The organism is Paractinoplanes rishiriensis (assembly GCF_016862375.1).
Taxonomy (GTDB): domain Bacteria; phylum Actinomycetota; class Actinomycetes; order Mycobacteriales; family Micromonosporaceae; genus Actinoplanes; species Actinoplanes rishiriensis.
Window position 1 is genome coordinate 12437 of record NZ_BOMV01000042.1, and the last position, 24602, is coordinate 37038.

The 24602-nt window shown below is 71.7% G+C and carries 20 protein-coding genes; 12 read left to right on the top strand and 8 right to left on the bottom strand.

Annotated features, from left to right (window positions below; all coding sequences use genetic code 11):
- Positions 1 to 44 precede the first annotated feature (44 nt).
- Together grpE and dnaK are read right to left on the bottom strand one after the other, a co-directional pair.
- A complete protein-coding gene (grpE, locus tag Ari01nite_RS18940; RefSeq protein WP_203782593.1) occupies positions 45 to 677 on the bottom strand; it encodes a nucleotide exchange factor GrpE in 633 nt (210 codons plus the stop codon).
- The gene (dnaK, locus tag Ari01nite_RS18945; protein WP_203782594.1) at positions 674 to 2563 is read right to left on the bottom strand and encodes a molecular chaperone DnaK; all 1890 of its coding nucleotides are present in this window, start codon (positions 2561 to 2563) and stop codon (positions 674 to 676) included. Before dnaK ends, grpE begins: the two co-directional genes overlap by 4 nt.
- Before the next feature lie 643 nt (positions 2564 to 3206).
- Between dnaK and Ari01nite_RS18950 the strand changes: the two genes are divergently transcribed.
- From Ari01nite_RS18950 to Ari01nite_RS18960, 3 genes are read left to right on the top strand one after another with little or no spacing between them, the layout of a single operon-like run.
- Positions 3207 to 4844 carry a GTPase domain-containing protein gene (locus tag Ari01nite_RS18950; RefSeq protein WP_438872196.1) on the top strand — a complete coding sequence of 546 codons (1638 nt, stop codon included), beginning with the start codon at positions 3207 to 3209 and terminating at the stop codon, positions 4842 to 4844.
- Positions 4841 to 6505, top strand: a complete 1665-nt coding sequence (locus Ari01nite_RS18955; RefSeq protein ID WP_203782595.1) for a GTPase — start codon at positions 4841 to 4843, stop codon at positions 6503 to 6505. The genes Ari01nite_RS18950 and Ari01nite_RS18955 overlap by 4 nt, the downstream gene beginning before the upstream one ends.
- 34 nt (positions 6506 to 6539) lie before the next feature.
- Positions 6540 to 7751, top strand: coding sequence for a hypothetical protein (locus tag Ari01nite_RS18960; protein WP_203782596.1), 1212 nt, complete (start codon positions 6540 to 6542; stop codon positions 7749 to 7751).
- A gap of 126 nt (positions 7752 to 7877) precedes the next feature.
- Here Ari01nite_RS18960 and Ari01nite_RS18965 read toward each other — a convergent pair whose 3' ends face one another.
- On the bottom strand, positions 7878 to 8399 hold the full coding sequence (locus Ari01nite_RS18965; protein ID WP_203782597.1) for a hypothetical protein: 522 nt from the start codon (positions 8397 to 8399) through the stop codon (positions 7878 to 7880).
- 1362 nt (positions 8400 to 9761) lie between these two features.
- Here Ari01nite_RS18965 and pdhA point away from each other — a divergent pair.
- From pdhA to Ari01nite_RS18995, 6 genes are all read left to right on the top strand, one after another.
- Positions 9762 to 10901, top strand: a complete 1140-nt coding sequence (gene pdhA, locus Ari01nite_RS18970; protein WP_203782598.1) for a pyruvate dehydrogenase (acetyl-transferring) E1 component subunit alpha — start codon at positions 9762 to 9764, stop codon at positions 10899 to 10901.
- The gene (locus Ari01nite_RS18975; protein ID WP_438872195.1) at positions 10901 to 11887 is read left to right on the top strand and encodes an alpha-ketoacid dehydrogenase subunit beta; all 987 of its coding nucleotides are present in this window, start codon (positions 10901 to 10903) and stop codon (positions 11885 to 11887) included. The genes pdhA and Ari01nite_RS18975 overlap by 1 nt, the downstream gene beginning before the upstream one ends.
- 5 nt (positions 11888 to 11892) lie before the next feature.
- On the top strand, positions 11893 to 13323 hold the full coding sequence (locus tag Ari01nite_RS18980; RefSeq protein ID WP_203782599.1) for a dihydrolipoamide acetyltransferase family protein: 1431 nt from the start codon (positions 11893 to 11895) through the stop codon (positions 13321 to 13323).
- A gap of 122 nt (positions 13324 to 13445) precedes the next feature.
- Positions 13446 to 13595 carry a hypothetical protein gene (locus tag Ari01nite_RS18985; RefSeq protein WP_203782644.1) on the top strand — a complete coding sequence of 50 codons (150 nt, stop codon included), beginning with the start codon at positions 13446 to 13448 and terminating at the stop codon, positions 13593 to 13595.
- A gap of 299 nt (positions 13596 to 13894) precedes the next feature.
- Positions 13895 to 17500 (top strand): hypothetical protein, encoded by a 3606-nt coding sequence (locus tag Ari01nite_RS18990; protein ID WP_203782600.1) that lies wholly within the window; start codon positions 13895 to 13897, stop codon positions 17498 to 17500.
- An 81-nt stretch (positions 17501 to 17581) separates the two neighbouring features.
- Complete coding sequence (locus tag Ari01nite_RS18995; RefSeq protein WP_203782601.1) at positions 17582 to 19369, top strand: NHL domain-containing thioredoxin family protein; 1788 nt, start codon at positions 17582 to 17584, stop codon at positions 19367 to 19369.
- 15 nt (positions 19370 to 19384) lie between these two features.
- Here Ari01nite_RS18995 and Ari01nite_RS19000 read toward each other — a convergent pair whose 3' ends face one another.
- The 3 genes from Ari01nite_RS19000 to Ari01nite_RS19010 are packed head-to-tail and all read right to left on the bottom strand — an operon-like array spanning position 19385 to position 21559.
- Complete coding sequence (locus Ari01nite_RS19000; protein ID WP_203782640.1) at positions 19385 to 20134, bottom strand: LamB/YcsF family protein; 750 nt, start codon at positions 20132 to 20134, stop codon at positions 19385 to 19387.
- Entirely contained in the window at positions 20130 to 20957 is an 828-nt protein-coding gene (locus tag Ari01nite_RS19005; RefSeq protein ID WP_203782602.1) for a 5-oxoprolinase subunit C family protein, read from the bottom strand. The genes Ari01nite_RS19000 and Ari01nite_RS19005 overlap by 5 nt, the downstream gene beginning before the upstream one ends.
- On the bottom strand, positions 20954 to 21559 hold the full coding sequence (locus tag Ari01nite_RS19010; RefSeq protein WP_203782603.1) for a 5-oxoprolinase subunit B family protein: 606 nt from the start codon (positions 21557 to 21559) through the stop codon (positions 20954 to 20956). The genes Ari01nite_RS19005 and Ari01nite_RS19010 overlap by 4 nt, the downstream gene beginning before the upstream one ends.
- A 79-nt stretch (positions 21560 to 21638) precedes the next feature.
- On the opposite strand from Ari01nite_RS19010, the gene trhA reads away from it, so the two are divergent.
- Complete coding sequence (trhA, locus tag Ari01nite_RS19015) at positions 21639 to 22316, top strand: PAQR family membrane homeostasis protein TrhA (RefSeq protein WP_203782604.1); 678 nt, start codon at positions 21639 to 21641, stop codon at positions 22314 to 22316.
- Here trhA and Ari01nite_RS19020 read toward each other — a convergent pair.
- Positions 22295 to 22648: a winged helix-turn-helix transcriptional regulator gene (locus Ari01nite_RS19020; RefSeq protein WP_203782605.1), complete on the bottom strand. Its 354-nt coding sequence runs from the start codon at positions 22646 to 22648 to the stop codon at positions 22295 to 22297. The two genes, trhA and Ari01nite_RS19020, sit on opposite strands and share 22 nt — an antisense overlap.
- Positions 22649 to 22766: 118 nt before the next feature.
- Between Ari01nite_RS19020 and Ari01nite_RS19025 the strand changes: the two genes are divergently transcribed.
- Positions 22767 to 23603: an SDR family oxidoreductase gene (locus tag Ari01nite_RS19025; RefSeq protein WP_203782606.1), complete on the top strand. Its 837-nt coding sequence runs from the start codon at positions 22767 to 22769 to the stop codon at positions 23601 to 23603.
- 71 nt (positions 23604 to 23674) lie between these two features.
- On the opposite strand, the gene Ari01nite_RS19030 is transcribed toward Ari01nite_RS19025, so the two are convergent.
- A complete protein-coding gene (locus Ari01nite_RS19030) occupies positions 23675 to 23956 on the bottom strand; it encodes a DUF6458 family protein (protein WP_203782607.1) in 282 nt (93 codons plus the stop codon).
- Between the two features lie 94 nt (positions 23957 to 24050).
- Between Ari01nite_RS19030 and Ari01nite_RS19035 the strand changes: the two genes are divergently transcribed.
- Positions 24051 to 24569: a SixA phosphatase family protein gene (locus Ari01nite_RS19035; RefSeq protein ID WP_203782608.1), complete on the top strand. Its 519-nt coding sequence runs from the start codon at positions 24051 to 24053 to the stop codon at positions 24567 to 24569.
- Positions 24570 to 24602 lie beyond the last annotated feature (33 nt).

Genomic DNA, 24602 nt, shown 5'->3' on the forward strand with positions numbered 1-24602 from the left:
CCCGCCCACCGCTGCGCGGTGGGCGGGACGGACAGCTCGTGAGATCACTCTGGGTCGGCCACGGCGACCATGGCCGGCCGCAGCAGCCGCTCACCCAGGGTGTAACCCCGGCGCATCACCTCGATGCAGGTCGCCTCCGTGACGTCGGCCGACGTCTGGTGGGCGACCGCCTCGTGGCGGTTCGGATCGAACGGGTCGCCCTTCTCACCGAAGACCGTCAGCCCGAGCTTGCCGGTCACCGCGGTGAGCGACTCCGCCACTGAGGCGAACGGCCCGACCAGGTCACCGTGCTCCCGGGCCCGGTCGATGTCGTCGAGCACCGGCAGCAGCGCGGTGAGCACCACGCCGATGGTGTTCTCGGCGGCCTTCTCCCGGTCCCGGTCGACCCGCTTGCGGTAGTTGGCGTACTCGGCGGTGACCCGCTGGAGATCGTGGGTCCGCTCGTCGAGCTCGTTCCGCAACGCCTCCAGCTCGGCGCCGAAAGCCGTGACCGCGGTCTCGGCCACCTCGGCGCCGGCGCCCTCCTCCGGTTCGGCCGCACGGTGCGCCCCAACCGGAGGCTTCTCCTTGACCGCGGCGGTTCCCTTCGCCTCGGCCTTCGGATCGATCTTGCGGCGGTCCCGGATGACGACCCGCTCGGTCGCCTGACCGTCGTTCTCGTCGTCCGCGGCAGTCACTTCTTGTCGTCCTCCACGATCTCGGCGTCGACCACGTCGTCGGCGCCTCCGCCGGCCGGGCCGGCACCGGCCGGACCGGCCGCGCCACCGGGGGCACCGCCGGGCGCGCCGTCCTGGGTGCCGTCGGGGCCGGCGGTGGCCTGCGTGCCGTCGCCCTGCGAGTAAAGCAGCGAGCCGGCCTCCTGGGAGACCTGCGACAGCCGCTCGTGGGCAGCCTTGATCTTGTCGATGTCGCTGCCGCCGAGCGCGCCACGAAGGTCGCCGAGTGCCTCGCCGATCTTGTTCTTGCTGTCCTCGGGCAGCTTGTCGCCGCTCTCGGCCAGGAACTTCTCGGTCTGCCACTGCAGCTGCTCGGCCAGGTTGCGGGTCTCCGCGTCCTCGCGGCGCTTCTTGTCCTCGTCCGCGTGGTCCTGGGCGTCGCGCATCATGCGCTCGATGTCTTCCTTCGGCAGCGCGGAGCCGCCGGTGATCGTCATCTTCTGCTCCTTGCCCGTGCCCAGGTCCTTGGCGGACACGTGCACGATGCCGTTCGCGTCGATGTCGAAGGAGACCTCGATCTGCGGTACGCCACGCGGGGCCGGCGCGATGCCGCTGAGCTCGAAGGTGCCGAGCTTCTTGTTGTACGCGGCCATCTCGCGCTCGCCCTGGAAGACCTGGATCAGCACGGACGGCTGGTTGTCGTCGGCCGTGGTGTAGACCTCGGAGCGGTGCGCCGGGATGGTGGTGTTGCGCTCCACCAGCTTGTGCATGATGCCGCCCTTGGTCTCGATGCCCAGCGACAGCGGGGTGACATCGAGCAGCAGGACGTCCTTGACCTCGCCCTTGAGCACGCCGGCCTGCAGCGCCGCGCCGACCGCGACGACCTCGTCCGGGTTGACGCCCTTGTTGGGCTCCTTGCCGGTCATGCTCTTGACCAGTTCGGCCACCGCGGGCATCCGGGTGGAGCCGCCGACCAGGATGACGTGGTCGATGTCGGCGAGCTTGACGTCGGCGTCCTTGATCGCGGACTCGAACGGGCCCTTGCAGCGGTCCAGCAGGTCCTGGGTCATGCGCTGGAACTCGGAACGGCTCAGCGACATGTCCAGGTGCAGCGGACCGGCCGGGCCGGCCGTGATGTAGGGCAGGTTGATGCTGGTGGTGGTCGCCGCGGACAGCTCGATCTTGGCCTTCTCGGCGGCCTCGCGCAGACGCTGCAGCGCCATCTTGTCGGCGCCCAGGTCGATGCCGTGCTCGCCGCGGAACGTCTTGACCAGGTGGTCGATGACCCGCTGGTCCCAGTCGTCGCCGCCCAGGTGGTTGTCGCCGGAGGTCGACTTGACCTCGATGACGCCGTCGCCCAGTTCGAGCAGCGAGACGTCGAAGGTGCCGCCGCCGAGGTCGAAGACCAGGACGGTCTGTTCCTTGGAGCCCTTGTCCATGCCGTAGGCCAGAGCGGCCGCGGTGGGCTCGTTGACGATCCGCAGGACGTTCAGGCCGGCGATCTCGCCGGCTTCCTTGGTGGCCTGGCGCTGCGCGTCGTTGAAGTAGGCCGGCACGGTGATCACCGCGTCGGTGACCGTCTCGCCGAGGTACGCCTCGGAGTCGCGCTTCAGCTTCATCAGGACCCGCGCCGAGATCTCCTGCGGGGAGTACTTCTTGCTGTCGATGTCGATCGACCAGCTGGTGCCGATCTCCCGCTTCACGGAACGGATGGTCCGGTCCGGGTTCGTCACCGCCTGGCGCTTCGCGACCTCGCCGACCAGCACCTCGCCGTTGCGGGCGAAGGCGACGATGGACGGGGTCGTCCGGGAGCCCTCCGCGTTGGCGATGACGGTGGGCTCGCCTCCTTCCAGAACGCTGACGCAGGAGTTCGTGGTGCCGAGGTCGATGCCGACCGCACGTGCCATGGTGTTCCTCGCTTCTTGCAGAGCTCGGTTCAGTACAAGGTTGAGTGGAGCCGACTCAATGATGCCACGAGGAAGCACGTCGTCAAATCGGAGTTGAGCCGATGCGACGCAAGTCCGTTCCGATCGCCACTCGTACGGTCTGTTCGGTTCATACCTGTCCGGTCACGGCATACCGGCACCGGTTGTCCTGCATGCATCGATCGGGCACTCTTTACCCGTGACGACGCACGGTGACGCGGTCGGTCCGTCGGCCCTTTCCGCCGTACCCGCCGCGACGGAAGAGCCCACCGCATCGGGCGAAGAGGACCTGACGAGCAAGGTTCCCGCCGATGCCGGGGACAACTCTGATCCTACGGAAGCCGTCGTGCCCCGTCAGCCACATCCCGAACACGATGACGACGCTTCGCATACACCCAAGGAATCCGTCACGGAGAGTGACGAGACCGCCAAGATCGAGTTAGTTGAAGCCCCAGCGGACACGGCCGTCACCGAAAATTCATCCGCCGACGACGAACCCACCGTCAGCGCCGAGCCGGTCACCCAGAGCGACGTCCCGGTCGAGCCGCCGGCGGCCCTGGGACAACTCGCCGACGCTCTGAGCGGGTTGCGTGCGACCATCGGCGGCGCCTCGTACCCGCTGGTCATGCCGTCCGCCGAGGACGCCCGCCGGATCAGCCGGTCGCTGGTGTCCCAGCTGGACGACTACCTGCTGCCCCGCCTCGCCCGGCTCGACGCGCCGCTGCTGGTGGTCGTCGGCGGTTCCACCGGTGCCGGCAAGTCCACGCTGGTCAACAGCCTGGTCCGGGCGCCGGTCAGCACGGCCGGCGTGCTGCGGCCGACGACCCGCTCGCCGGTGCTGGTCAGCAACCCGGCCGACCTGGCCTGGTTCCGGCAGGGACAGCTGCTGCCGGGACTGGTCCGCACGCCCGTGTCCAGCCCGGATCCGCGTACGCTTCAGATCGCCTCGGCACCGGCGCTCGGCGCCGGACTCGCCTTCCTGGACGCGCCCGACATCGACTCGGTCGAGGAGGGCAACCGGACCCTCGCGGCCCAGTTGCTCGCGGCGGCCGACCTCTGGCTGTTCGTGACCACCGCGGCGCGCTACGCGGACGCCGTACCTTGGGAACTTCTGACCACGGCACGGCTGCGCGGCACGGTGATCGCGCTGGTCCTGGATCGCGTCCCGCCGGACGCCGCCGCCGACATCAGCGCCCACCTGCGCGAGATGCTCGAGGCGCGCAACCTCGGTGCGGCGCCGCTGTTCGTGCTGCCCGAGACCACACTGGACGGCCAGGGCCTGATCGCCGAAGACGTGATCGGGCCGCTGCACGACTGGTTCAAGCAACTGGCCGCCGACGCCACCGCCCGGGGGGCCGTGGTGCGGCAGACCCTGGACGGGGCGCTCGCCGCGCTCGGACCGGCCGTGGAGGGCCTCGCCGACGCCGCCGACGATCAGGAGATCGCCGCGCGCGGACTGGACGAGCGGGTCGGCAACGCCTATCGCAACGCCCGCGAGACCGTGGTCGACGGCCTCCAGGACGGCCGGCTGCTGCGCGGCGAGGTGCTGGCCCGGTGGCAGGAGTTCGTCGGCACCGGCGAGTTCATGCGCACCCTGGAGAGCAAGGTGGGCCAGCTGCGCGACCGGATCGTCTCGGCGATCACCGGGCGCCCGCTGCCCGGCCGCAACCTCCAGGCGGCGCTCGAGTCCCAGCTGGTCACGCTGCTGCGCGGGGTGGCCACCGACGCGGCCGAGCAGGCATACACGGCCTGGCAGGCGCACCCGGCCGGGTCCGCGCTGCTCGAGCCCGATCTCCAGCGCGCCTCAGACGGCCTGCCGGAACGCGCCGACCGGCTGGTCCGTGACTGGCAGGAGTGGGTGCTCGGCCTGGTCCGCGAGCAGAGCAGCGAGAAAAGGGTGGTCGCCCGCGGTGCCGCGTACGCGGTGAACGGCGCCGGCCTGGCCGTAATGATCGCCGTCTTCACCTCGACCGCGTTCATACCCACCGGGATGGAGCTCGCGGTCGGCGCCGGCACCACGGTGGCCGCGCAAAAGGTGCTCGAGGCGATCTTCGGCGATCAGGCGATCCGGACGCTGGCCAACCGCGCCCGGGAAGACCTGCTGGTGCGCACCGGCGAACTGCTCGACCAGGAAGCGGCCCGGTTCACCGACCGCACCGCGGCTGCCACCCTGGACGCCGCGCCCGCGGCCACCCTGCGCGAGGCCGCCACCCGGGTCGAGGACGCCCGGCGGCAGCTCGCGTTGACGGGGAGCGCGACATGAGCCTGGTGGAAAAGGTACGCGGCGGCCGGGTCGACGCCGAGGAGCTGGTCGAGCGGCTCGACGCGCTGGCCAAGTTCCTGCGCCTGGTCGACCCGCACCTGCCGGACAATGACCTGGTCGCGGCGCACACTCTGGTGGAGCGGGCCGGCACCCGGCTCGCGCTGTCCCGGGACCACACCGTGGTGGCGCTGGCCGGCAGCACCGGCAGCGGCAAGTCCAGCCTGTTCAACGCACTCGCCCGGCTGCGGCTCTCGCCGGTCGGGGTGCGCCGGCCGACCACCGGCGCCGCGCACGCCTGCGTCTGGGGACCGCTGGAACCGGCCAACCGGCTGCTCGACTGGATTGGTGTGCTGCCGCGCCAGCGCTTCATCCGGGAGAGCGCGCTCGACGGCGAGGACGAGGCGGCCCTGCGCGGTCTCGTGCTGCTCGACCTGCCCGACTTCGACTCGATCGAACGCAGCCACCGGCTCGAGGTCGACCGGCTGCTCGGCCTCGTCGACCAGGTGGTCTGGGTGGTCGACCCGCAGAAGTACGGCGACCGCATCCTGCACCAGGCCTACCTGTCGCAGTTCCAGACACATGTCGGCGTCACGATCGTGGTGCTCAACCAGGCCGACCGGCTGTCCACACACGACACCGAGGTGGTCCTCGGTGACCTCAAGCGGTTGCTCGCCGAGGACGGCCTGACCGGCGCGCCGGTGCTGGCCACCTCGGCCAAGCAGCCCGGCATGCTGACCGAGCTGCGGGACACGCTGGAAAAGACGGTGGCCGACCGGCAGGCCGCGCTGCGCCGCCTGGCCGGCGACCTGGAAGCGGTGAGCGGCCCGCTGACCGAGATGATCGGCCCGCCGGCCGCCGAGGACGAGGTCGACCGGGCCACGGTCCGGCAGTTGGCCGACGCGCTGGCCGCCTCGGCCGGGGTGGGCGCGGTCGCCGACGCGGCGGCCGGGTCCTATCGGCACCGGGCGGCCGCGGCCACCGGCTGGCCGCTGCTGCGCGGGCTGCGCAAGCTGCGGCCCGATCCGTTGCGCCGGCTGCACCTCGGTGACAAGCCGGCCACCGACGCGGTGTCCACCGATATCGTGCCGCGCACCTCGTTGCCGGCCCCGGACGCCGCGCAGAAATCGGCGGTCGGCCTGTCGGTGCGCGCGGTCGCGACCCGGGCGGCGGCCCCGCTGCCCGCGGTCTGGGCACCGGCACTCACCAACGCCTCCCGGGCCCGGCTCAACGACCTGCCGGACGCGCTCGACCGCGCGGTGGCCAAGACCGACCTGGGCAGCGGACGCACCCCGCTCTGGTGGCGCGGCGTCGGCCTGCTGCAGTGGCTGCTCGTCGCGGCCGCGGTGGCCGGGCTGGGCTGGCTGGTCGTCGGCTATCTGCTTCGTGCGCTGGGCATGCCGGAGATCAACTATCCCGAGGTCGGCTCGGTGCCGCTGCCGACGCTCATGCTGCTCGGCGGCCTGTTCACCGGACTACTGCTCTGGCTGCTGCTCAAGCCGTTGGTCGACCTGGGCGCGCGCCGCGCACGGCACCGCGCCGAGCAACGCCTCCGGCAATCCATCACCGAGGTCTCCCGGGAATACGTGGTGGCGCCGGTCCGCGAGGTGCTGAACGCGTACGCCCAGGCGCGGGAAGCGCTCACCGCCGTTCGTTCGGAGTAGGTCCCGCAAGCCCCGCGGCCGGTACGCTCGCGATATGCCGGCACCACAGAGTCCGTTCGAGGCGGTTTTGCACGCCGCCCGCGACGTGGCGAAGCTCGACTGCGCCCTGGACGCCGAGATGCTGGGCACCGCGTTGCTCGGCAGCGTCTACGCGGTGGCCGTGTCCGACCGGGCCGACGCGGTACGCACGTTCGTGAGCGACTTCCTCTCCGCGACCAATCGGCGCCGCACGGCGTCGGCCACGACAATCCGCGAGGTGTTCGCGTCGCTGGTACCGGATGCGGCGGGCGCCGCCGAGGTGCGGCGGGGATCGCAAGCTCCGTCGTGGGCGGCCCAGTTGGGGCGCGTCCGGCCCACCGGTTGCTATGCCTACGGCGACGTGTACGGAGACCAGACGTCCTATCTGGTCACCTTCGCCTACGACGACACCACCGACGGTGGTCCCGAGCACGCCGTGGTGGCCCTGGTCGACCACAACATCGGCATCACCAAGGACGTCTTCGTCGGCGCCTCGGCCGAGCGCATCCTGCAGCAGGTCCGCGACATGTGCGCCGACGACGACCTCACCTGGTTCCGCGAGGAGGACCCGGGCCGGCTGCGCGGCGAGGTCGATCGCCACCTCGCGGTCACCGACGGCCTGAGCGCCCTGCCGGCCGACGGCTCACTGGCCACCGACCGGGCGCTGGCCGCCGCTCGGCTCGCGCTGTTGCCGACCACCACCACGCCGCCGCTGGCCGAACCGGTGCGGCCCAGCCACAGCGACCTGGCGCGCGACTTCGTGGCCAGTCCCGAGGCAGCCCACTTCGGCCTCGACCGGGTGACCGGCGACGCCGAACTGGCCTCGCTGCACTTCTGCGTGAGCCTGCTGCTCGACCACGCCGCGAGCCTGCCGGACGGCGACCCGCTGCGCTGGAGCCCCGCGGTGGCCGGCCTGTTCCTGCTGGACTGGGTGCACCGGCGCGCGGTGCTCGACATGGACGACGCGGCCATGCTGCCCCGGGTGACCCGCGCCTGGACGGCGTACGCGACCCGCAGGCGCGCCCTGCCCGACGCCGCCATCAACCAGACCGACACCCTGGTCGAGGAGATGATCCCCGAGTTCGCCCGCCTCTACGCGACCGGCGAACGCCGCAGCCCCGCAACGGCCGCGGTGGCCCAGCTCATCTCGGAGGGCGTCGACCCCGACGACCCCGACGCGATCGACGCCTGGCTGGACGCCAACCGCCACCGCCTCGACGAGCCCTGACGCTCCGCCGATCAGAACCGCCCCGCGGCGGGCCCGGCATCCCGGCGCCCGTCCGCACGGCCTCTGCGGCGCCGCCGTCTGCCCTCCGGCGGGCTCCTCGGGCGGGTTTCTCGGGCGGTGACGGCCCTACCAGCGGCCGGACAGGTCGTCGGTGGGCTCGGCGTGGTGGCGGCCGACGCGGGAGTTGCGCTGCTGTTCGGCGGTCTGGTCGTCGGCGTGGTGCATGCTGCCGGCGCGGTGGCTGCCGCGGTAGGAGCGGTTGGCGATCTGGTTCTCGTCGCTGCGGGCCTCGGGGATGAGCCGGCGGTTGTGGTGGCCGCCGGTGGCATAGCTGAGTTCGAGGATCCTGGCGGCTCGAATGTTCTGCGGGCGTTCGGCCACGGCTTCTCTCCGGCTGTGCTCGGACCGGTCCGCGGACCGGTGCTTGACGATGGAACGCTTGACCTGCTCGAACCGGCGCCGCTCGTGCTCCTGGCCGGTCGACTCGATGTGGACGGTCCGTGCTCGTTCGCCCCTGGTCCGCTCGACGCAGTGCGGGCGGGCGGTCCAGGCGGGCGGCTGGTCGGGATGGTCCGGGGCGGGTGCCTTGGCCAGCGACGGCAGGCCGGGGAGCCGGGGCATGCCGGGCAGGGCCGGGAACGCGTCCATCGACGGGTTGTCGGCCGCGGAGCCTCGTGTCGTCGTACGGGATGATTTGTGCTTTTTGGACTTTCCGGATGAAGCGCGGGCCTTGAACTTCTTCGTGACCTTCTTTTCGCCCTGCCGGGATGAGCGCGGCTGGACGCGGTCGCGGCGCTTGCCGGCCTCGCCCACGAGACGGCCGGTGCGCTTGGCCGGCTGCGACGCGCCATCCGCCGACGCCCCACCGGACGGCGAACCACTTCCGCCCGGCTTGACGCCGGCGCCCTTCGACGGACCACCCGGCCCAGATCCACCCGGCCCAGATCCACCCGGGGCAGACCTACCAGGGCCGGCATCGCCCGGCCGTGACCCACCGGGAGCCGCCCCGGGAATGCCGCCCGGCCCCATCCCAGAACCGTCCGGCCGAGAACCGCCAGCAACGGCACCTCCCGGACCGGGCCTACCGGGACCAGGCCCACCGGGACCCGGCCCACCCGGTCCAGAACCACCCGGAGCGACACCCCCAGGCAGCGCGCCACCGGGCGAAGCACGACCGGGAGTAGCACCACCGGGCGACCGCCCACCAGGGCCACCCCCACCTGGCCCCGCAGACAACCCCGGAGAACCGGCACCCGAAGGCAGCCCACCCGGAGGCGCACCCACCCCCGAGCCCGGCGACGCCCCGGGCCGGACGCCGCCGGGAACTCCGCTCGCAATGGAAGCGGGACCACCAGACCCCTGCACCGGCCCCGGCGAAGCCGGCGGCAAGAACGGCACATCCATCGTGTCGGTCATGCCGTCGGCCAACTCGTTTGAGCCCGCCGTAATAGCCGCCAACGTGGGCACCGACGCCAAACCGACCAGAAGTGCCACGATCAGCACATACCGGCGCGTAGGTCCGGAGAAGCCGGAATCGGCCCGGTACACCCCGTCCAGCCGCTTCCGCATGACCTTGAGCGGCGGCACGAGATCGTCGTCTGGCTGGTCCGGCACGGCCGGTTCCCCTCCTTGCGAGCAATGATCAACATTGATCTGTCTCGGTCACAGGGGTGAACGACGGATCTGGGAATCCGCAGCGGCAGAGATGGGCTGTTCGTACGGTAGTGACCGTACGAAAACCACTTAATAGGACAAAAAAGGGCACCGATGTGGCAGCGAGATTTCGGGACTGTGATCGACCCGACCTGTAACGACGCTCACGTTCTCTGTCAGGATGAAGGCGATGGCACCGCCGCCGGGAGGTGGGGGCCGTCACTCCCCGGCGGGGTAACGACCCGCGCCGAACTGCCGCGCGGCAACCTCACCAAGGTCAGGCGCGGCGACCAAGCGGTTCGCCGCGCGGACGGGCAACACCCGCCGCGGGCGCAGAGATGAAACAGGGAGACACGGATGGCGAACGGCGAAAGCGGAGTCGGCGGGGACGCCCCAGCCGGCGGCTTCGTCCAACTGCTCACCCCCGACGGCGAACGCATCGACAGCGTCACCACTGCTGACGGCACGACGTACACCGTCGACTTCACCGACGACGAGTATCGCGATCTTTACCGGGACCTGGTGACCGTCCGGCGGCTCGACGCCGAGGCGACCGCCCTGCAACGCCAGGGCGAACTGGGCATCTGGGCCAGCCTGCTGGGCCAGGAGGCGGCCCAGGTCGGCTCGGGCCGGGCGATGCGACCGCAGGACATGGCCTTCCCCACCTACCGCGAGCACGGCGTCCTCTACACCCGCGGGATCGACCCGATCATGCCGTTCGGCCTGTTCCGGGGCGTCGACCAGGGTGGCTGGGACCCCAACGAGTTCAAGTTCAACACGTACACCATCGTGATCGGCGCGCAGACCCTGCACGCCACCGGCTACGCCATGGGCATCACCATGGACGGCAAGACCGGCAACGCCGACGGCGAGGCCGTGATCGCGTACTTCGGCGACGGCGCCACCAGCCAGGGCGACGTGAACGAGGCGTTCGTCTGGTCCGGCGTCTTCAACGCGCCGATCGTGTTCTTCTGCCAGAACAACCAGTACGCGATCAGTGAGCCGCTGGAGCGGCAGACCCGCATCCCGCTGTACCGGCGGGCGCTCGGCTACGGCTTCCCGGGTGTCCGGATCGACGGCAACGACGTGCTGGCGAGCTACGCGGTCACCCGTGCCGCGCTCGACCAGGCCCGCAACGGCCAGGGCCCGACTCTGATCGAGGCGTACACCTACCGGATGGGCGCGCACACCAGTTCCGACGACCCGACCCGCTACCGGATCGCCAGCGAGGTCGAGTCATGGAAGGCCAAGGACCCGATCGCCCGGGTCAAGGCGTTCCTCGCCAAGCAGCAACTGGCCGACGACGCGTTCTTCGGCGAGGTCGACGACGACGCCAAGAAGCTCGCCCTGCACCTGCGCGAACGCGTACTGGAAATGCCCGACCCGCAGCCGGTGACCCTGTTCGACAACGTCTACCCGCACGGTTCGCCCGAGGTCGACGCCCAGCGCGCGTCGTTCGAGCAGTACCAGGCGTCGTTCGAGGGGAGCGCGCACTGATGAGCGAGAACATCAGCCTCGGCAAGGCCCTCAACCACGGCCTGCGCCGCTCCCTCGAGGACGACTCCAAGGTCGTCATCATGGGCGAGGACGTCGGCAAGCTCGGCGGCGTCTTCCGCATCACCGACGGCCTGCAGAAGGACTTCGGCGAGGACCGGGTCATCGACACCCCGCTCGCCGAGTCGGGCATCATCGGCACCGCGATCGGCCTGGCCATCCGCGGGTACCGCCCGGTCTGCGAGATCCAGTTCGACGGCTTCGTGTTCCCGGCGTTCGACCAGATCGTGGCCCAGGTGGCCAAGATGTACTACCGGTCGCTGGGCAACGTGAAGTTGCCGATCGTCATCCGGATCCCGTTCGGCGGCGGCATCGGCGCGGTCGAGCACCACTCCGAGTCGCCCGAGGCGTACTTCGCGCACACCCCCGGTCTCAAGGTGGTGAGCTGCGCGAGTCCCGCCGACGCCTACACGATGATCCGGCAGTCGATCCGTTCGGACGACCCGATCGTGTTCTTCGAGCCGAAGCGGCGCTACTGGGAGAAGGGCGAGGTCGACCTGGACGCCGACCTCTCCGGCGCGTACCCGCTGCACTCCGCCCGGGTGGCCCGCGCCGGCCGGGACGCGACGCTGCTCGCGTACGGCCCCATGGTCCGAACCGCGCTGGACGCGGCGACGGCAGCGGCCGAGGACGGCCGCGATCTCGAGGTCATCGACCTGCGCTCGCTGTCCCCGCTGGACATGCCCACGGTCTATGACTCGGTGCGCCGCACCGGCCGGGTCGTGGTGGTGCACGAGGCGCCCGGCAACCTGGGTCTCGGCGCCGAACTGGCCGCCCGGATCACCGAGGAGTGCTTCTACTCGCTGGAGGCACCGGTGCTGCGGGTGACCGGCTACGACACGCCCTACCCGGCCGCCCGGGTCGAGGAGGAATACCTTCCCGACCTCGACCGCGTGCTGGACGCCGTCGACCGTTCGTTCGGCTGGTGACGGCGATGTCCAGGATCAAGGAGTTCACGCTGCCCGACCTGGGCGAGGGCCTGACCGAGGGCGAGATCCTGTCCTGGTTGGTCAAGGTGGGCGACAGCATCGAGCTCAACCAGCCGATCGTCGAGGTCGAGACGGCGAAGGCGGCGGTCGAGATCCCGGCCAAGTGGGCGGGCGTGGTCACCCGGATCTTCCACGAGGCGGGCAGCACGGTCGAGGTGGGCGCCCCCATCGTGGCGATCGACACCGACCCGTCCGGTGGTCCACTTTCAGATGGCGACAAACTCCCCGAGCCGTCGGCGGAGTCGCTGGCGGCCGTCGAAATCGCGCCCGAGGAGGGTTCCGTCGAGCCCGGCCTGATCGGTGGTCCGGCTCCGGGGGGCCGCACGGCCGTCCTGGTGGGTTACGGCCCGAGAACCACAAGTGCCAAAAGACGACCAAGATCAAATGGTACGCGTACGGACCGCGCGACCACCCATCCCGACCCTTCACCGCCTGCGGCGGCTTCAGATCCGATCGTGGCCGCGCCACCCGCGAGCCGGCCCGCCCCCGAGCCCACACCGTCGGCTTCGACCGGTCCGGTGCTGGCGAAACCGCCGGTCCGCAAGCTGGCCCGCGATCTCGGCGTCGACCTGACCACGATTCCCGGCAGCGGCCCGATGGGCTCGGTGACCAGGGACGACGTGCAGCGGGCGGCGGCCACACCGGCGCCCGCGGCGGCCGTTTACGACACAGCCCGCGAGCAGCGCATCCCGGTCAAGGGTGTCCGCAAGCTCACCGCGGAAAACATGGTCGCCTCGGCGTTCACCGCGCCACACGTCACCGAGTTCCTCACGGCCGACGTGACCCGCACCATGAAGGCCCTCGACAAGATCAGGGCCCGCCCCGAGTTCCGTGACCTCAAGGTCTCGCCGCTGCTGCTGGTGGCCAAGGCCGTGCTGCTCGCGGTCCGGCGGCACCCGATGGTCAACTCGACCTGGTCGGGCGCGACCGGCGAGATCGTGGTCAAGGACTACGTCAACCTGGGCATCGCGGCGGCCACCGAGCGCGGCCTGATCGTGCCGAACGTGAAGGACGCCGGCCGGCTCTCGCTGCGCGAGCTGGCCGAGGCCCTGAACACCCTGGTCCAGGTCGCGAAGTCGGGCAAGACCCCGCCGGCCGACATGTCCGGTGGCACGCTCTCGATCACCAACGTGGGCGTGTTCGGCGTCGACACCGGCACCCCGATCCTGCCGCCGGGCGAGTCCGCGATCCTGGCGGTCGGCGTGATCCGGCCTACACCGTGGGTGCACAAGGACAAGATCAAGATCCGCCAGGTCACCACCCTGGCCCTGTCCTTCGACCACCGGATCATCGACGGCGAGCTGGGTTCGAAGTTCCTCCGGGACATCGGCGCGTTCCTCACCGACCCAGAGGCGGCACTGCTCGCCTGGACTTAAGAAACTCAGTCCACATCCGTTGCCGACATTAGATCCTTAGGCAGGTGCGCAGCGTCACCCGCTGATTATTTGGCGACACGTCTCGATGCGAGGGATCATTGACTCGCATCGAGATGAGGGATGTGAGCAGCACCATGAGCATCGTCGACCGGGTACGCCGGCGTCGGCTGATCAACCGCCAGGACCGCGCCATCGACCGAGCGTGGCACTCGGCGCCCACCCAGGCCATGCGGGACGAGATAGCGATCTTCGCCCAGCGCAGGACGTTCTGATCCACCAGACCACGACGGCCCGTCCGGAGCAATCCGGGCGGGCCGTCGCATGTTTGAAGAGTCGCTTAAAGATCAGTTCGGCGTCCCCTCCGGGGCGTACACCGGGATTCCGAGGGCAGCGTCGGCCCGGTACGGTGGGGCACGGTCCCCCGGGCTGGCTCGGCCGGTCGGCACGAGGGCCGGTCGGCACGAGGGGCTGCACGGCCTGGCCTCAGAGCTGGGCACGACTCGCCGTGTGAATGGCCGGTGAGTCGCGTCCGTGTAAAGCTGGCGCGGCCGCACTGATGGAGGAGGCGCTCATGACGTCCGAGGGGCACTACGCCGGTACGCAGCCGGCCGAGGCCACGTCGGGCGGACCCACGTCGGACGGCTTCCCGCCGGACTCCGACGGTCAGCGGGTCTCCGGCCGGGCTTCGGCCCCGCCCCCCGCCGACGGTTTCCCCAGCTCCTATGCACCGCCGCCGCCGAACACGCCGAACGGTGGCTCGCCCTTCGTGGTTCCCGCGGTACGCACCTTCGGCTCCGGCTCAGACTCCGCCGCCAGCCAGCCGGCCGGCACCTCGTACGGCTCGGCCCGGGTGCCGCAGCCCGACGACCAGTCGGCCCAGCTTCCCCAGCGCCAGGCCGCCTCGCCCTACGGTTCGGTGTCGCCCGGCAACCCTGGGTCGCCCTACGGTTCGGTCGCGCCCGCCGCAGGTAACAATTTCGCCTCGCCTTTCGCCCCCACCGCCGGCGCCGGTGACGCACCGTCTCCGCCTTTCGTGCCGGCCTCCGGCAACGCCCCCGAGCCGCCCAGCTCGGCGTGGGCCCCGCAGACCGCACCCGGCGCCGCCGAGGGCGCCGACAACCCGATCCCGCTCCCGCAGCGCACCCCGTCAACGGTCGACCCGGCCACCATCGGCGAGTTCGACGGTTTCGCGGCCGGCACCCCCGGCCGCGGCTCGGTCGGCGCCCAATCCGGTGCCCAATCCGGTGCCCAGCCCGACCCGGGCACCGGCCGCCCGCCCGGCCTCTCCGCGTTCGGCGACCAGCGCGTCCGCGTCCCCGGCGCCACCCTGACCGACCTGCCCGACGCCGCCGGCCGCAGCGACAACGGCCGCTCCGGCGACAGCGGCGGCTTCCCGGCCCGCGGCCCCGGCGACGACCGCAACGCCGACTCCGGCGGCTTCCCGCTGCGCACCGGCGGCAGCGCCACCTTCCCGACCCGCCGAGGCGACAGCGGCGGCGGCTTCCCGCTGCGCGGCAACGGCGAGCCCACCGGCACCGGCTTCGCCGCCGCGGCCCGCCCCGAGATCCCCGGCCAGCCCGGCGACCTGCCGATCCGCAGTCAGCAGCCCCCCTACGCGGCACCCACGGCCGGCTCGCCGTTCAGCGCCTTCGGCCCTCCGCCGTCCGAGCAGCAGCAGTCCGAGCCGCACCCCTACGCGCGCCCCGACGCCGCGCCCGCAGCCGACCCCTTCGGCCGCCGCCCCGACGCCGCGCCCCCAGCCGACCCCTTCGGCCGCCGCCCCGACGCCGAGTCCGACCCGTTTGGCCGCCCGGCCGCCGCGGCCTCCTCCTTCGGCGCGGCCCGGCCCGACGACGCGACATTCGGCGCCGCTAGACCGGCTTCCCCGGCGGCCGCCTACGGCACGGCCCGTCCCGAGTCTCCTCGCTCGGAGTCTGCCCTTCCCGAATCGGCCCATCCCGACTCGACCCGCCCCGACTCCGCTCGCCCCGACTCCGCACGCCCCGACGAGTCGGCCTTCGGCGCCACGGCCATGCCGGCTTCGCCGGCACCCGTCTACGGTTCGGCCCGTCCCGGCGCCGACCAGCCCACCGGCACGGCCTACGGCTCCGCCCGCCCCGCCTCACCGGCCGCCGCGCCCGCCGAAGCGACCTACGGCACGGCCCGCCCGGAACCGGCGTCACCCGCGCCGACCTACGGCACCGCCCGCCCCGGCGACAATGCGGCGTTCGGCAGCCCGCAGCCGACCTACGGCACCGCGCGCCCTCGCGTCGACGCCGAGGACGCCCCGCAGCCGGCCTCACCCACCGCCTACGGCAGCGCGAAGCCGGCCACCCCGTTCGCCGACGGCGACCCGGCCGCCTTCGACGGTGCGCCCAAGTCCCCGTCCTCGGGCACGCCCTACGGCAACGTCTCCGACGCGGACAGCCCGTTCGCGCAGCGACCCGCCTCCGGCTCACCCTTCGGCGCCGCACCCGAACCGACCTCCGCACCCAACCCGTTCAGCGGGCCCGCGACATTCGGCGACGCAGCCGACTCGGCACCCTCGGACAGCCCGTTCGGACAGCGACCTGCTTCCGGCTCACCCTTCGGTGGCGCAGCCGACCCGGCGCCGGACAGCCCGTTCGCCCAGCGGCCCTCCTTCGGCGCCGCACCCGAACCGGCCTCCTCCGGCAACCCGTTCGGCAGCGCACAGGAGCCCGCCTCCGGCTCGCCCTACGGCAGCGCACCTGAGCCGGCGCCCGACCATCCGTTCGGACAGCGGCCTCCCTACGGCGGCGCACCCGAATCGGCGCCGGACAGCCCGTTCGGACAGCGACCCGCCTCCGGATCGCCCTTCGGCAGCCCGGAGCAGCCTTCTACCGGATCGCCGTTCGGCAGCGCGCCGGGCTCTGCGCCGGACAGCCCGTTCGGACAGCGACCCGCCCCCGCATCGCCGTTCGGCGGCCCGGCCGAGCCGGACAGCCCGTTCGGCAGCACGCCTCCGCGCGCCTCGTCGCCGTCGCCGTTCGGTGACTCGCCCGAGCCCGCGTCTCCGGCCGGCGACGAGCACGCTCTCTACCGGCGTCCCGAGGCTCCGGGTTCGGAGTCCGAGTTCCCGCAGCGGGTTCCGGGGGCCGCGCTCGGGTCCGGTGGCGAGACCCGCGGCGGGGCCGTGCCGCAGCCGCGTGACCCGGCCGAGCCGGGCGGCGCGGTGGGTTCCGCTCGGCCGGTGACGGCCAGTGCATCGGTGCCGTCGGCCAGCCGGGTTGCGCCGGTCGATCCGGGTGAGTTGCCGCCGCCGGCCGCGGCACCGCAGGCTCGGGTTTACGGGCGGCCCGCCGAGCCGGCCGCAGAACCGTCCGACGATGTCGACCAGCAGCACGAGGCGTCGCCGTTCGACAACCGCACCGACAGCGACCGCCGCCCGTTCGGGGACGGCCCGGATGCGGGCCGGCCCGCTCCGACCGGGTTCGGCTCACCCGCGTACCCCCAAAATCCGAACGTGCCCGATGTCGCCCCGCAGAGCCCGGCCCGTGCCTCAGCCCGCGCCTCGGCAAGTGCGCGCGTCGCGCCGCCGGCGCCGGACCAGCAGCCGGGCAGCGCGCCGCCGTTCCCGCCGTTCGGCAGCCCGCCGCCGCCCGGCACCGGCATGAAGCCCGAGCACTACGGCGAGATGACCACCGACATCGCCGGCCGGGGACAGGATCACCAGTTCCCGCCGCCGCCCGAGGGCGAGATGCGGATGGGTGGGCTCTTCCCGGGGCCGGCCAGCCGCGCCACGGTGACCCCGCCGTCGCCGGACGACACCACCAACTGGCCCGGGACGGGTGACCAGAACCGGTTCGACAACTTCAAGCCCGAGGCCACCCCGGCCAAGCCGGAGACGCCAAACGTGAAGATGTTTCCCATTCTGATCGCGGTCGTGATCGGTGCGGTGGTGCTGCTGGGCAGCGCGATCGGCATCGTTTACCTGGTCTCCGGCGACGGGGACGAGACGTTCAGCGTGAGCACCGGCGAGTGCGTGAAGCGCGAGGGGAACGCCGCGGTGAAGTCGGATTGCAGCGACGCGGCCTCGTTCGAGGTGGTGTCCATCGTGGACGACAAGGCGAACTGCGCGGACCCCGGTCAGCCGTACGTGATCAACCCGACCAGCGACGGCAAGAACCAGGTGCTCTGCCTCAAGCCGAAAGCCTGATCGACAACCAGATCGACAACCGGGTGTCATCCTGACCACCTTCGTGCCGTACCGGCCGGACCGGTACGGCACGATGGTCCGATGACTGCGCGCGTGCGGGCGCCCGAACTGCGGGGGCGGGCCTGGCTGAACACCGGTGGCCGGGAGCTGACCCTGGCCGATCTCCGGGGCAAGATCGTCCTGCTGGACTTCTGGACCTTCTGCTGCATCAACTGCCTGCACGTGCTGGATGAGTTGCGGCCGCTCGAGGAGAAGTACGGCGACGCGCTGGTGGTGATCGGCGTGCATTCGCCCAAGTTCGAGCACGAACGCGACCCGGCCGCGCTGGCCGCCGCGGTGGAGCGTTACGGCGTGCACCACCCGGTCGTCGACGACGTCGACATGCATCTCTGGCAGCAGTACGCGGCGAAGGCGTGGCCCACCCTCGCGGTGATCGACCCGACCGGCTATCTGGTCGCCTCGATGGCCGGCGAGGGGCACGCCGAGGGCCTGTCCCGGCTGCTCGACGAACTGATCGCCAAGCACGGCGCGGACGGCACCCTACACCGCGGCGACGGCCCGTACGTGCCGCCAACCCCCGCCGACACGCTGCTGCGCTTCCCCGGCAAGGCGATCGAACTGCCGGGCGGCAACCTGCTGGTCTCCGACTCGGCCCGGCACTCGCTGGCCGAACTCACCCCGGACGGCGAGACCCTGGTGCGCCGGATCGGCAGCGGCGAACGCGGCGACCCGTTCAACGAGCCGCAGGGCCTGCTCCTGCTGCCCGGCGAAGTGGCCGCCGCGGCCGGTTATGACGTCCTGGTGACCGACACGGTCCACCACCAGTTGCGCGGCGTCCGGCTGGCGACCGGCGAGGTGACCCTGGTGGCCGGTTCGGGCCGGCCGTGGCGGTCGGCCGTGGACGGTCCGCAGGACGCGCTGGCCGCCGACCTGTCCTCGCCCTGGGACCTGGCCTGGTTCGACGACCGGGTGGTGATCGCGATGGCCGGCATCCACCAGCTGTGGTGGTTCGACCCGCGCGCCGGCCAGGTCGGCGTCTACGCCGGCACCACCGTGGAGTCGCTGCGCGACGGCACCCTCCCGGACGTGTGGATGGCCCAGCCGTCCGGTTTGTCCGCTACCGCGGATCGCCTGTGGATCGCCGACAGTGAAACTTCGGCACTCCGCTGGATCGCCGGTGACGCAATGCACACCGCAGCCGGTCAGGGCCTGTTCGATTTCGGTCATGTGGACGGTCCGGCCGCCGACGCGCTGTTCCAGCACCCGCTCGGCGTGGCGGCCCTGCCGGACGGCTCGGTCCTGGTGGCCGACACCTACAACGGCGCGGTCCGCCGCTTCGACCCGGCCACCGGCGAGGTGTCGACGGTGGACGCCGGCCTGGCCGAGCCGAGCGACATCCTGGTCACCGCGTCCGGCGACGTCTTCGTGGTGGAATCGGCCGCGCACCGGCTCACCCGGCTGGCCCCCGGCGTGGTCAAGACGGTGACCGGCGAGCGGCACCACACCGAACGCCCGCCCGCCGCCATCGCCCCCGGCGCGCTGGTGCTGGACGTGGTCTTCACCCCCGCACCGGGCCAGAAGCTCGACACCCAGTTCGGCCCGTCCACCCGGCTCGAGATCTCCGCGGCCCCGCCCGAGTTGCTGCTCGCCGGCGCCGGCGTCACCACCCAGCTGACCCGCACCCTGGAGGTCAACCCGGCGGTCGAGAAGGGTGTCCTCCAGGTCGTGGCCCAGGCCGCAACGTGCGACGTCGACGTGGAGTTCCCGGCGTGCCACCTGACCCGGCAGGACTGGGGCGTGCCGGTCGTGGTCACCCCGGGTGGCCCCGCGAGGCTGCCGTTGATCCTGCGAGGACTCGACCAGTCCTGAGGCCCGGCGGCCGGTTCAGGTGAACGCCGCCACCTCGGCGCCGGCCGCACGTAACCCCGCCCGCACCTGCGCCGCCAGGTCGACCGCGCCGGGCGTGTCGCCGTGCACGCAGATCGAGGCGACCCGGCACGGCACCACCGACCCGTCCGCGGCCTCGACCTCGCCCTCGACCGCCATCCGCACCGCCCGCGCCACCACCGCCGCCGGATCGTGGATCACCGCCCCCGCGGCCGAGCGCGGCACCAGCGTCCCGTCCGCACGGTAGCCGCGGTCGGCGAACCCCTCGCCCACCACCGGCAGTCCCGCATCCACCGCCAGCCGCGCCAGCACCGAACCCGGCTGGCAGAGCACCGGCAACCCCGCGTCGTAGGCGAGCGCCGCCGCGACCACCGCCGACGCCTGTCCCGCATCCACCGCGGCCGTGTTGTAGAGCGCGCCATGCGGCTTCAGATAGGCCACTCTCCCGCCGGCGACCCGACAGAAGCCCTCCAGCGCTCCCATTTGGTACAGAATGTCGTCCCGGAGCTCGTCCAGGTCGTAGTCGATCCGGCGGCGCCCGAAGCCGGCCAGGTCCCGGTAGCCCACCTGCGCGCCGATCGCCACGCCTCGGGATACCGCCGCGCGGCAGATGCGGTGCATGGTGGCCGGGTCGCCGGCGTGGAAGCCGCACGCCACGTTCGCCGAGGTCACGACGTCGAGCAGGGCGTCGTCGTCGCCCAGGCGCCAGTGGCCGAAGCCCTCGCCCAGGTCCGCGTTCAGGTCAATCGAGTGCACGAAATCGAACCGTAGTCCCCGGGCGCGCCTGCGCGAGCGGCGTCACGTCATCCACCACGCCGATCACCGGATAGCCGCCGGTCGTCGGGTGGTCGGCCAGGAAAATCAGCGGCTGCCCGTCGGCCGGCACCTGGATGGCGCCGAGCACCACGCCTTCGGAGGCAAACTCGCCGGCCCGGGTGCGGGTCAGGGCGATGCCGGCCAGCCGGCATCCGACGCGGTTGCTCAACGGACTGACCTGGTACGCCGAGGCGAAGAGTCCCGCGGCCTCGAACCAGTCATCGCGAGGCCCGAGCCGGACGCCCAGCTCGAGCTCGGTGGTGGGCAGCATCGCCGGCCCGACGACAGCACTACCGAACTGCTCGGTGCCGATCGGCAGCTTCATGCCGTCGGTCAGGCGTGGTGGTCCGAGGCCGGAGAGCGTGTCGGTGGCGCGACTGCCGAGTATCGGTTCCACGTCGATGCCGCCCGCGACCGCCACATAGGACCGCACCCCGGCCGTCGCCCGCCCCACGTCCAGCACCGACCCGACCGGCACCTCGATCACCTCGTCCGGGACCGGTTGCCGGTCCAGGCGTACCGCGGCCGTCGCACCGGTGACCGCCACCCGTGCCGCGACCGCGAACCGCAGCGCGCAGCCGAGCAACGTCGTCTCCACGACGGCGGCCGTGACCGGATTGCCGACCAGCGCGTTGGCCCGCCGCAGCGCCGCGAGATCCAGCGCGCCCGACCGGGGCACGCCGAGGTGTGCGTACCCGGGCCTGCCGAGGTCCTGGACCGTGCTGAGCGGCCCCGAGCGGACCACGGTGATCATGCTCTGACCAGCCGGACCCGGGTGCCCGGCACGAGCAGGGCCGGTGGCTCACGTCGTACGTCAAAAAGGTTTTGGGAAGTTTTCCCCACGAGTCGCCAACCGCCCGGCGAGGCCGTCGGATAAATGCCGGCATATGCCCCGGCGAGGCCCACGGAGCCCGCCGGAACTCGGGGGCGGGGCGCGTCGAGCCGGGGCACCGCGCACTCCTCCGGTAGGCCGCGCAGATAGGCGAATCCGGGCGCAAAACCGCAGAACGCCACGGTCAGCGGCGTCGCCAGCAGCCGGTCGACCGCCTCCTCGACCGGAACCTGCCAGCGCGTCGCTACGTCGGGCAGGTCCTCGCCGCCGAAGGTCACCGGGATCTCCACCAGCGGCCCGTCCGCGGTCGCCGCCGGAGCCGGTTCCGGCCAACTCTCCACGAGCGCGGCCGTTTCCGGAGCTACGCCGTCGAGCAGAACGGTGCGCGCACCGGGCACGATGTCGGTCACTTCCAGTTCACCGGCCGCGCGGCGACGCCACAGTTCGGCGCGCCACGCCTCGACGTGTTCACCGTCGTGACACTCGATAAGCAGCGCAGACCCACCCGCACGCCGTAGTCTCATGAGCAACATCCTGCCCGAAGCACCCGGGTGAGCGGCTTCACTACCCGCTAGTAACCTACGGTGCCGTAACCTGGGAGGCGTGACGACTACCGCCCCGTTCCGGATGAAACCGGCCGACCTAGGCAAACCACGCCTGCGCGGCCGGCTGCACCAGTACGCGTTCTTCGTCGCCGTCGTCTGCGGCATCGTGCTCACCGCGGTCGCGCTCAGCCGCCCGGGTGCGGCTCCCTTCCTGAGCTGCCTCATCTACAGCGCCACCGTGTGCGGCCTGTTCGGGATCAGCGCCCTCTACCACCGTCGGGTGTGGAGCAAACGCGGCTTTCAGGTCATGCGCCGCCTCGACCACTCGATGATCTTCATATTCATCGCCGGCACCTACACCCCGTTCTGCGTCGAGTTGCTCTCCACCAGCAAGGCCACGCTGATGCTCAGCCTGATCTGGGGCGGCGCGCTCGGCGGGGTGGCGCTCAAGGTGGTCTGGCCACACCTGCCACGCTGGGTCGGCGCCCCCCTCTACCTGGCCCTGGGCTGGGCGGCCGTGGCGATCCTTCCGGACGTGTTGCACCGCGGCGGCGTCGCCTGCCTGGTGCTGCTGATCGCCGGCGGGCTGATCTACAGCGCGGGCGCGATCTTCTATGCGCTGCGCCGGCCCAACCCGTGGCCCGAGGTCTTCGGCCATCACGAGTTTTTCCACGCCTGCACGCTGGTGGCGGCCATCTGCCACCACATCGCCGTCTATTTTGCGCTGTACGCCTGACGCGCGGCGAGAACCTCGTCGATGTGCGCCTCGGCCCACTTCTCCAGCGCCTCGACCAGGCCGTGCAGACTGCGGCCCAGTTCGGTGAGCGCGTAGTCGACCCGCGGCGGCACCACCGCGTACACGGTCCGCTCGATCAGCCCGTCGCGTTCGAGACCGCGCAGCGTCTGGGTGAGCATCTTGGGACTCACGCCTTGGATGCGCCGGGCGAGTTCGGTGTACCGGTGCGGACCGTCGGCCAGCATGACCACGATCAGGACGCTCCAGGTGTCGCCGATGCGGTCCAGGATCTGCCGGCTCGGGCAGTCCTTCGCGTACGCGCTGATCTGCATCCGCTAACTATCCCTCGGGTAAGTACTGCACTTCAAGGTGCCCACTATCTATTGGGAAGTGATCGTTGACCTGTGGCGTTGCGTACTCCTGACTGTTGTATCGCAGAGGGAGCACACCATGAGCATCGTCGTCACCGGCGCCACCGGACACCTGGGCCGCCTCGTCATCGAGTCGCTGCTGGCCAAGGGGGTGCCGGCCGCCGAGATCGTGGGCCTCGGCCGCCAGGTCGACCGGATCGCCGACCTCGGGATCACCGTCCGGCAGGTCTCGTACGACGACCGCGACGCGCTCACCGCCGCCTTCACCGGCGCCGACAAGGTGCTGTTCATCTCGGGCAGCGAGGTCGGCCGGCGCATCCCGCAGCACACCAACGTCGTCGAGGCGGCGAAGGCGGCCGGGGTCGGGCTGATCGTCTACACCAGCGCGCCCAAGGCGGACCGCACCGACATGAAGCTGGCCGCTGAGCACCTGGCCACCGAGCGGCTGCTGGCCGCGTCCGGGCTGCCGCACGTGATCCTGCGCAACGGCTGGTACATCGAGAACTACAGCGTGGCGCAGGCGCTCGCGCACGGCCTGTTCGGCGCAGCCGGCGACGGCCGGATCAGCGCCGCGACCCGGGCCGATTTCGCCGAGGCGGCGGCGTCGGTGCTGGCGGGCGAGGGCCACGCCGGAAAGGTGTACGAATTGGGCGGCGAGCCGTTCACGATGGCGCAACTGGCCGAGGTGATCTCGCGCGAGTCCGGTCAGCCGGTGACCTACACCGACCTGAGCCCGGAGAAGTACATCGAGGTGCTGGTGGGTGCCGGCCTGCCGCAGCCGTACGCGGAAATCCTGGCCGACTCGGACCGGGCCGCGTCCGGCGGCGCGCTCGAGGTGCCGCGCGCCGATCTGGAGAACCTGCTCGGCCGTCCGGTCACCCCGCTGGCCGCCGCGATCCGGGCCGCGATTCACTGAGATTCAAAGTACGCGACGCCGACCAGCCGCTAGGGGGAGGGACGGCGGTCGGCGTCGCGGGTTCGGATTGATCAGTAGCCGGGGGGCGGCGGCGGGGGAGCCGTGTCCTCGCGCCGGGTCTCGCGGTACTCGGCGGTGTAGCCCGGACGGGCGACGGGCTGCGCCGTCTGCCGGGTCACCACGGTGCGCCGCCGGCTGTTCCAATACCAGAGGGTCACGACCAGGCCGATCAGCCCGGCGGCCATCAGGATCCAGCCGATGACGTTGATGTCCAGTCCGCTGATCTCCGCGTTGACGGCGAACGCCAGGATCGCCCCCACCGCCAGCAGGAAGATGCTTCCGCCGATGCCCATTACCGGGCCTCCTTGATCCTCACCGGGGTCAATGCAATGCCTCGAGGATGGCTTTACCCACGCGTCCGAATCCTCAATCAGGCAAGCTGTTCCCATGACCGCACGGACCCTCGTACTGCTCCGGCACGCCAAGGCCGAGACCCCGAACGACGAGCCCGACTTCGACCGCCGGCTGACCGAGCGGGGCGAGACCGACGCGGATGCCGCAGGCTCCTGGCTGGCCGACGAACGCATTCGTCCCGACCTGGTGTTCTGCTCACCGGCGGCCCGCACCCGGCAGACCTGGCAGGGCGTTTCGATCGCGCTGGCACAGGCCGGACACGGCGGGGTCGCGCCCGAGGTGCGCTACGAGACCGGCCTCTACTTCGGTGGGCGGACCGAGGTGTTCGACCTGCTGCGCACGGTGCCCGACACGGTTCGCACGGTCCTCGTGGTGGGCCACAATCCGACCGTCTCCGAGGTGTCCATCCTGCTCGTTCCCGACGAGCAGTACGACGGTCAGGGCGTCGAGATGAAGACGGCCGGCCTGGCCGTGCACCGGGCCGACAGCGGCTGGGCAGACCTCGAGCCCGGCTCGATGCGCCTGGTCGAGCGGCACACCGCCCGCGGATAAGAAAAGACGAGGGCCGTCCGGCCCTCGTCTCTT

What these genes read in the sequence shown, in the direction of transcription:
- Ari01nite_RS19035 (WP_203782608.1), top strand. Translation starts at nt 24,051, where the DNA reads ATGACCGCACGGACCCTCGTACTGCTCCGGCACGCCAAGGCCGAGACC.
- Ari01nite_RS18975 (WP_438872195.1), top strand. Translation starts at nt 10,901, where the DNA reads ATGAGCGAGAACATCAGCCTCGGCAAGGCCCTCAACCACGGCCTGCGC.
- Ari01nite_RS18990 (WP_203782600.1), top strand. Translation starts at nt 13,895, where the DNA reads ATGACGTCCGAGGGGCACTACGCCGGTACGCAGCCGGCCGAGGCCACG.
- pdhA (WP_203782598.1), top strand. Translation starts at nt 9,762, where the DNA reads ATGGCGAACGGCGAAAGCGGAGTCGGCGGGGACGCCCCAGCCGGCGGC.
- Ari01nite_RS18950 (WP_438872196.1), top strand. Translation starts at nt 3,207, where the DNA reads ATGCCGTCCGCCGAGGACGCCCGCCGGATCAGCCGGTCGCTGGTGTCC.
- Ari01nite_RS18965 (WP_203782597.1), bottom strand. Translation starts at nt 8,399, where the DNA reads ATGGACGCGTTCCCGGCCCTGCCCGGCATGCCCCGGCTCCCCGGCCTG.
- Ari01nite_RS19025 (WP_203782606.1), top strand. Translation starts at nt 22,767, where the DNA reads ATGAGCATCGTCGTCACCGGCGCCACCGGACACCTGGGCCGCCTCGTC.
- Ari01nite_RS18980 (WP_203782599.1), top strand. Translation starts at nt 11,893, where the DNA reads ATGTCCAGGATCAAGGAGTTCACGCTGCCCGACCTGGGCGAGGGCCTG.
- Ari01nite_RS19020 (WP_203782605.1), bottom strand. Translation starts at nt 22,648, where the DNA reads ATGCAGATCAGCGCGTACGCGAAGGACTGCCCGAGCCGGCAGATCCTG.
- Ari01nite_RS18960 (WP_203782596.1), top strand. Translation starts at nt 6,540, where the DNA reads ATGCCGGCACCACAGAGTCCGTTCGAGGCGGTTTTGCACGCCGCCCGC.
- Ari01nite_RS19010 (WP_203782603.1), bottom strand. Translation starts at nt 21,559, where the DNA reads ATGAGACTACGGCGTGCGGGTGGGTCTGCGCTGCTTATCGAGTGTCAC.
- Ari01nite_RS19030 (WP_203782607.1), bottom strand. Translation starts at nt 23,956, where the DNA reads ATGGGCATCGGCGGAAGCATCTTCCTGCTGGCGGTGGGGGCGATCCTG.
- Ari01nite_RS18955 (WP_203782595.1), top strand. Translation starts at nt 4,841, where the DNA reads ATGAGCCTGGTGGAAAAGGTACGCGGCGGCCGGGTCGACGCCGAGGAG.
- Ari01nite_RS19005 (WP_203782602.1), bottom strand. Translation starts at nt 20,957, where the DNA reads ATGATCACCGTGGTCCGCTCGGGGCCGCTCAGCACGGTCCAGGACCTC.
- dnaK (WP_203782594.1), bottom strand. Translation starts at nt 2,563, where the DNA reads ATGGCACGTGCGGTCGGCATCGACCTCGGCACCACGAACTCCTGCGTC.
- Ari01nite_RS18995 (WP_203782601.1), top strand. Translation starts at nt 17,582, where the DNA reads ATGACTGCGCGCGTGCGGGCGCCCGAACTGCGGGGGCGGGCCTGGCTG.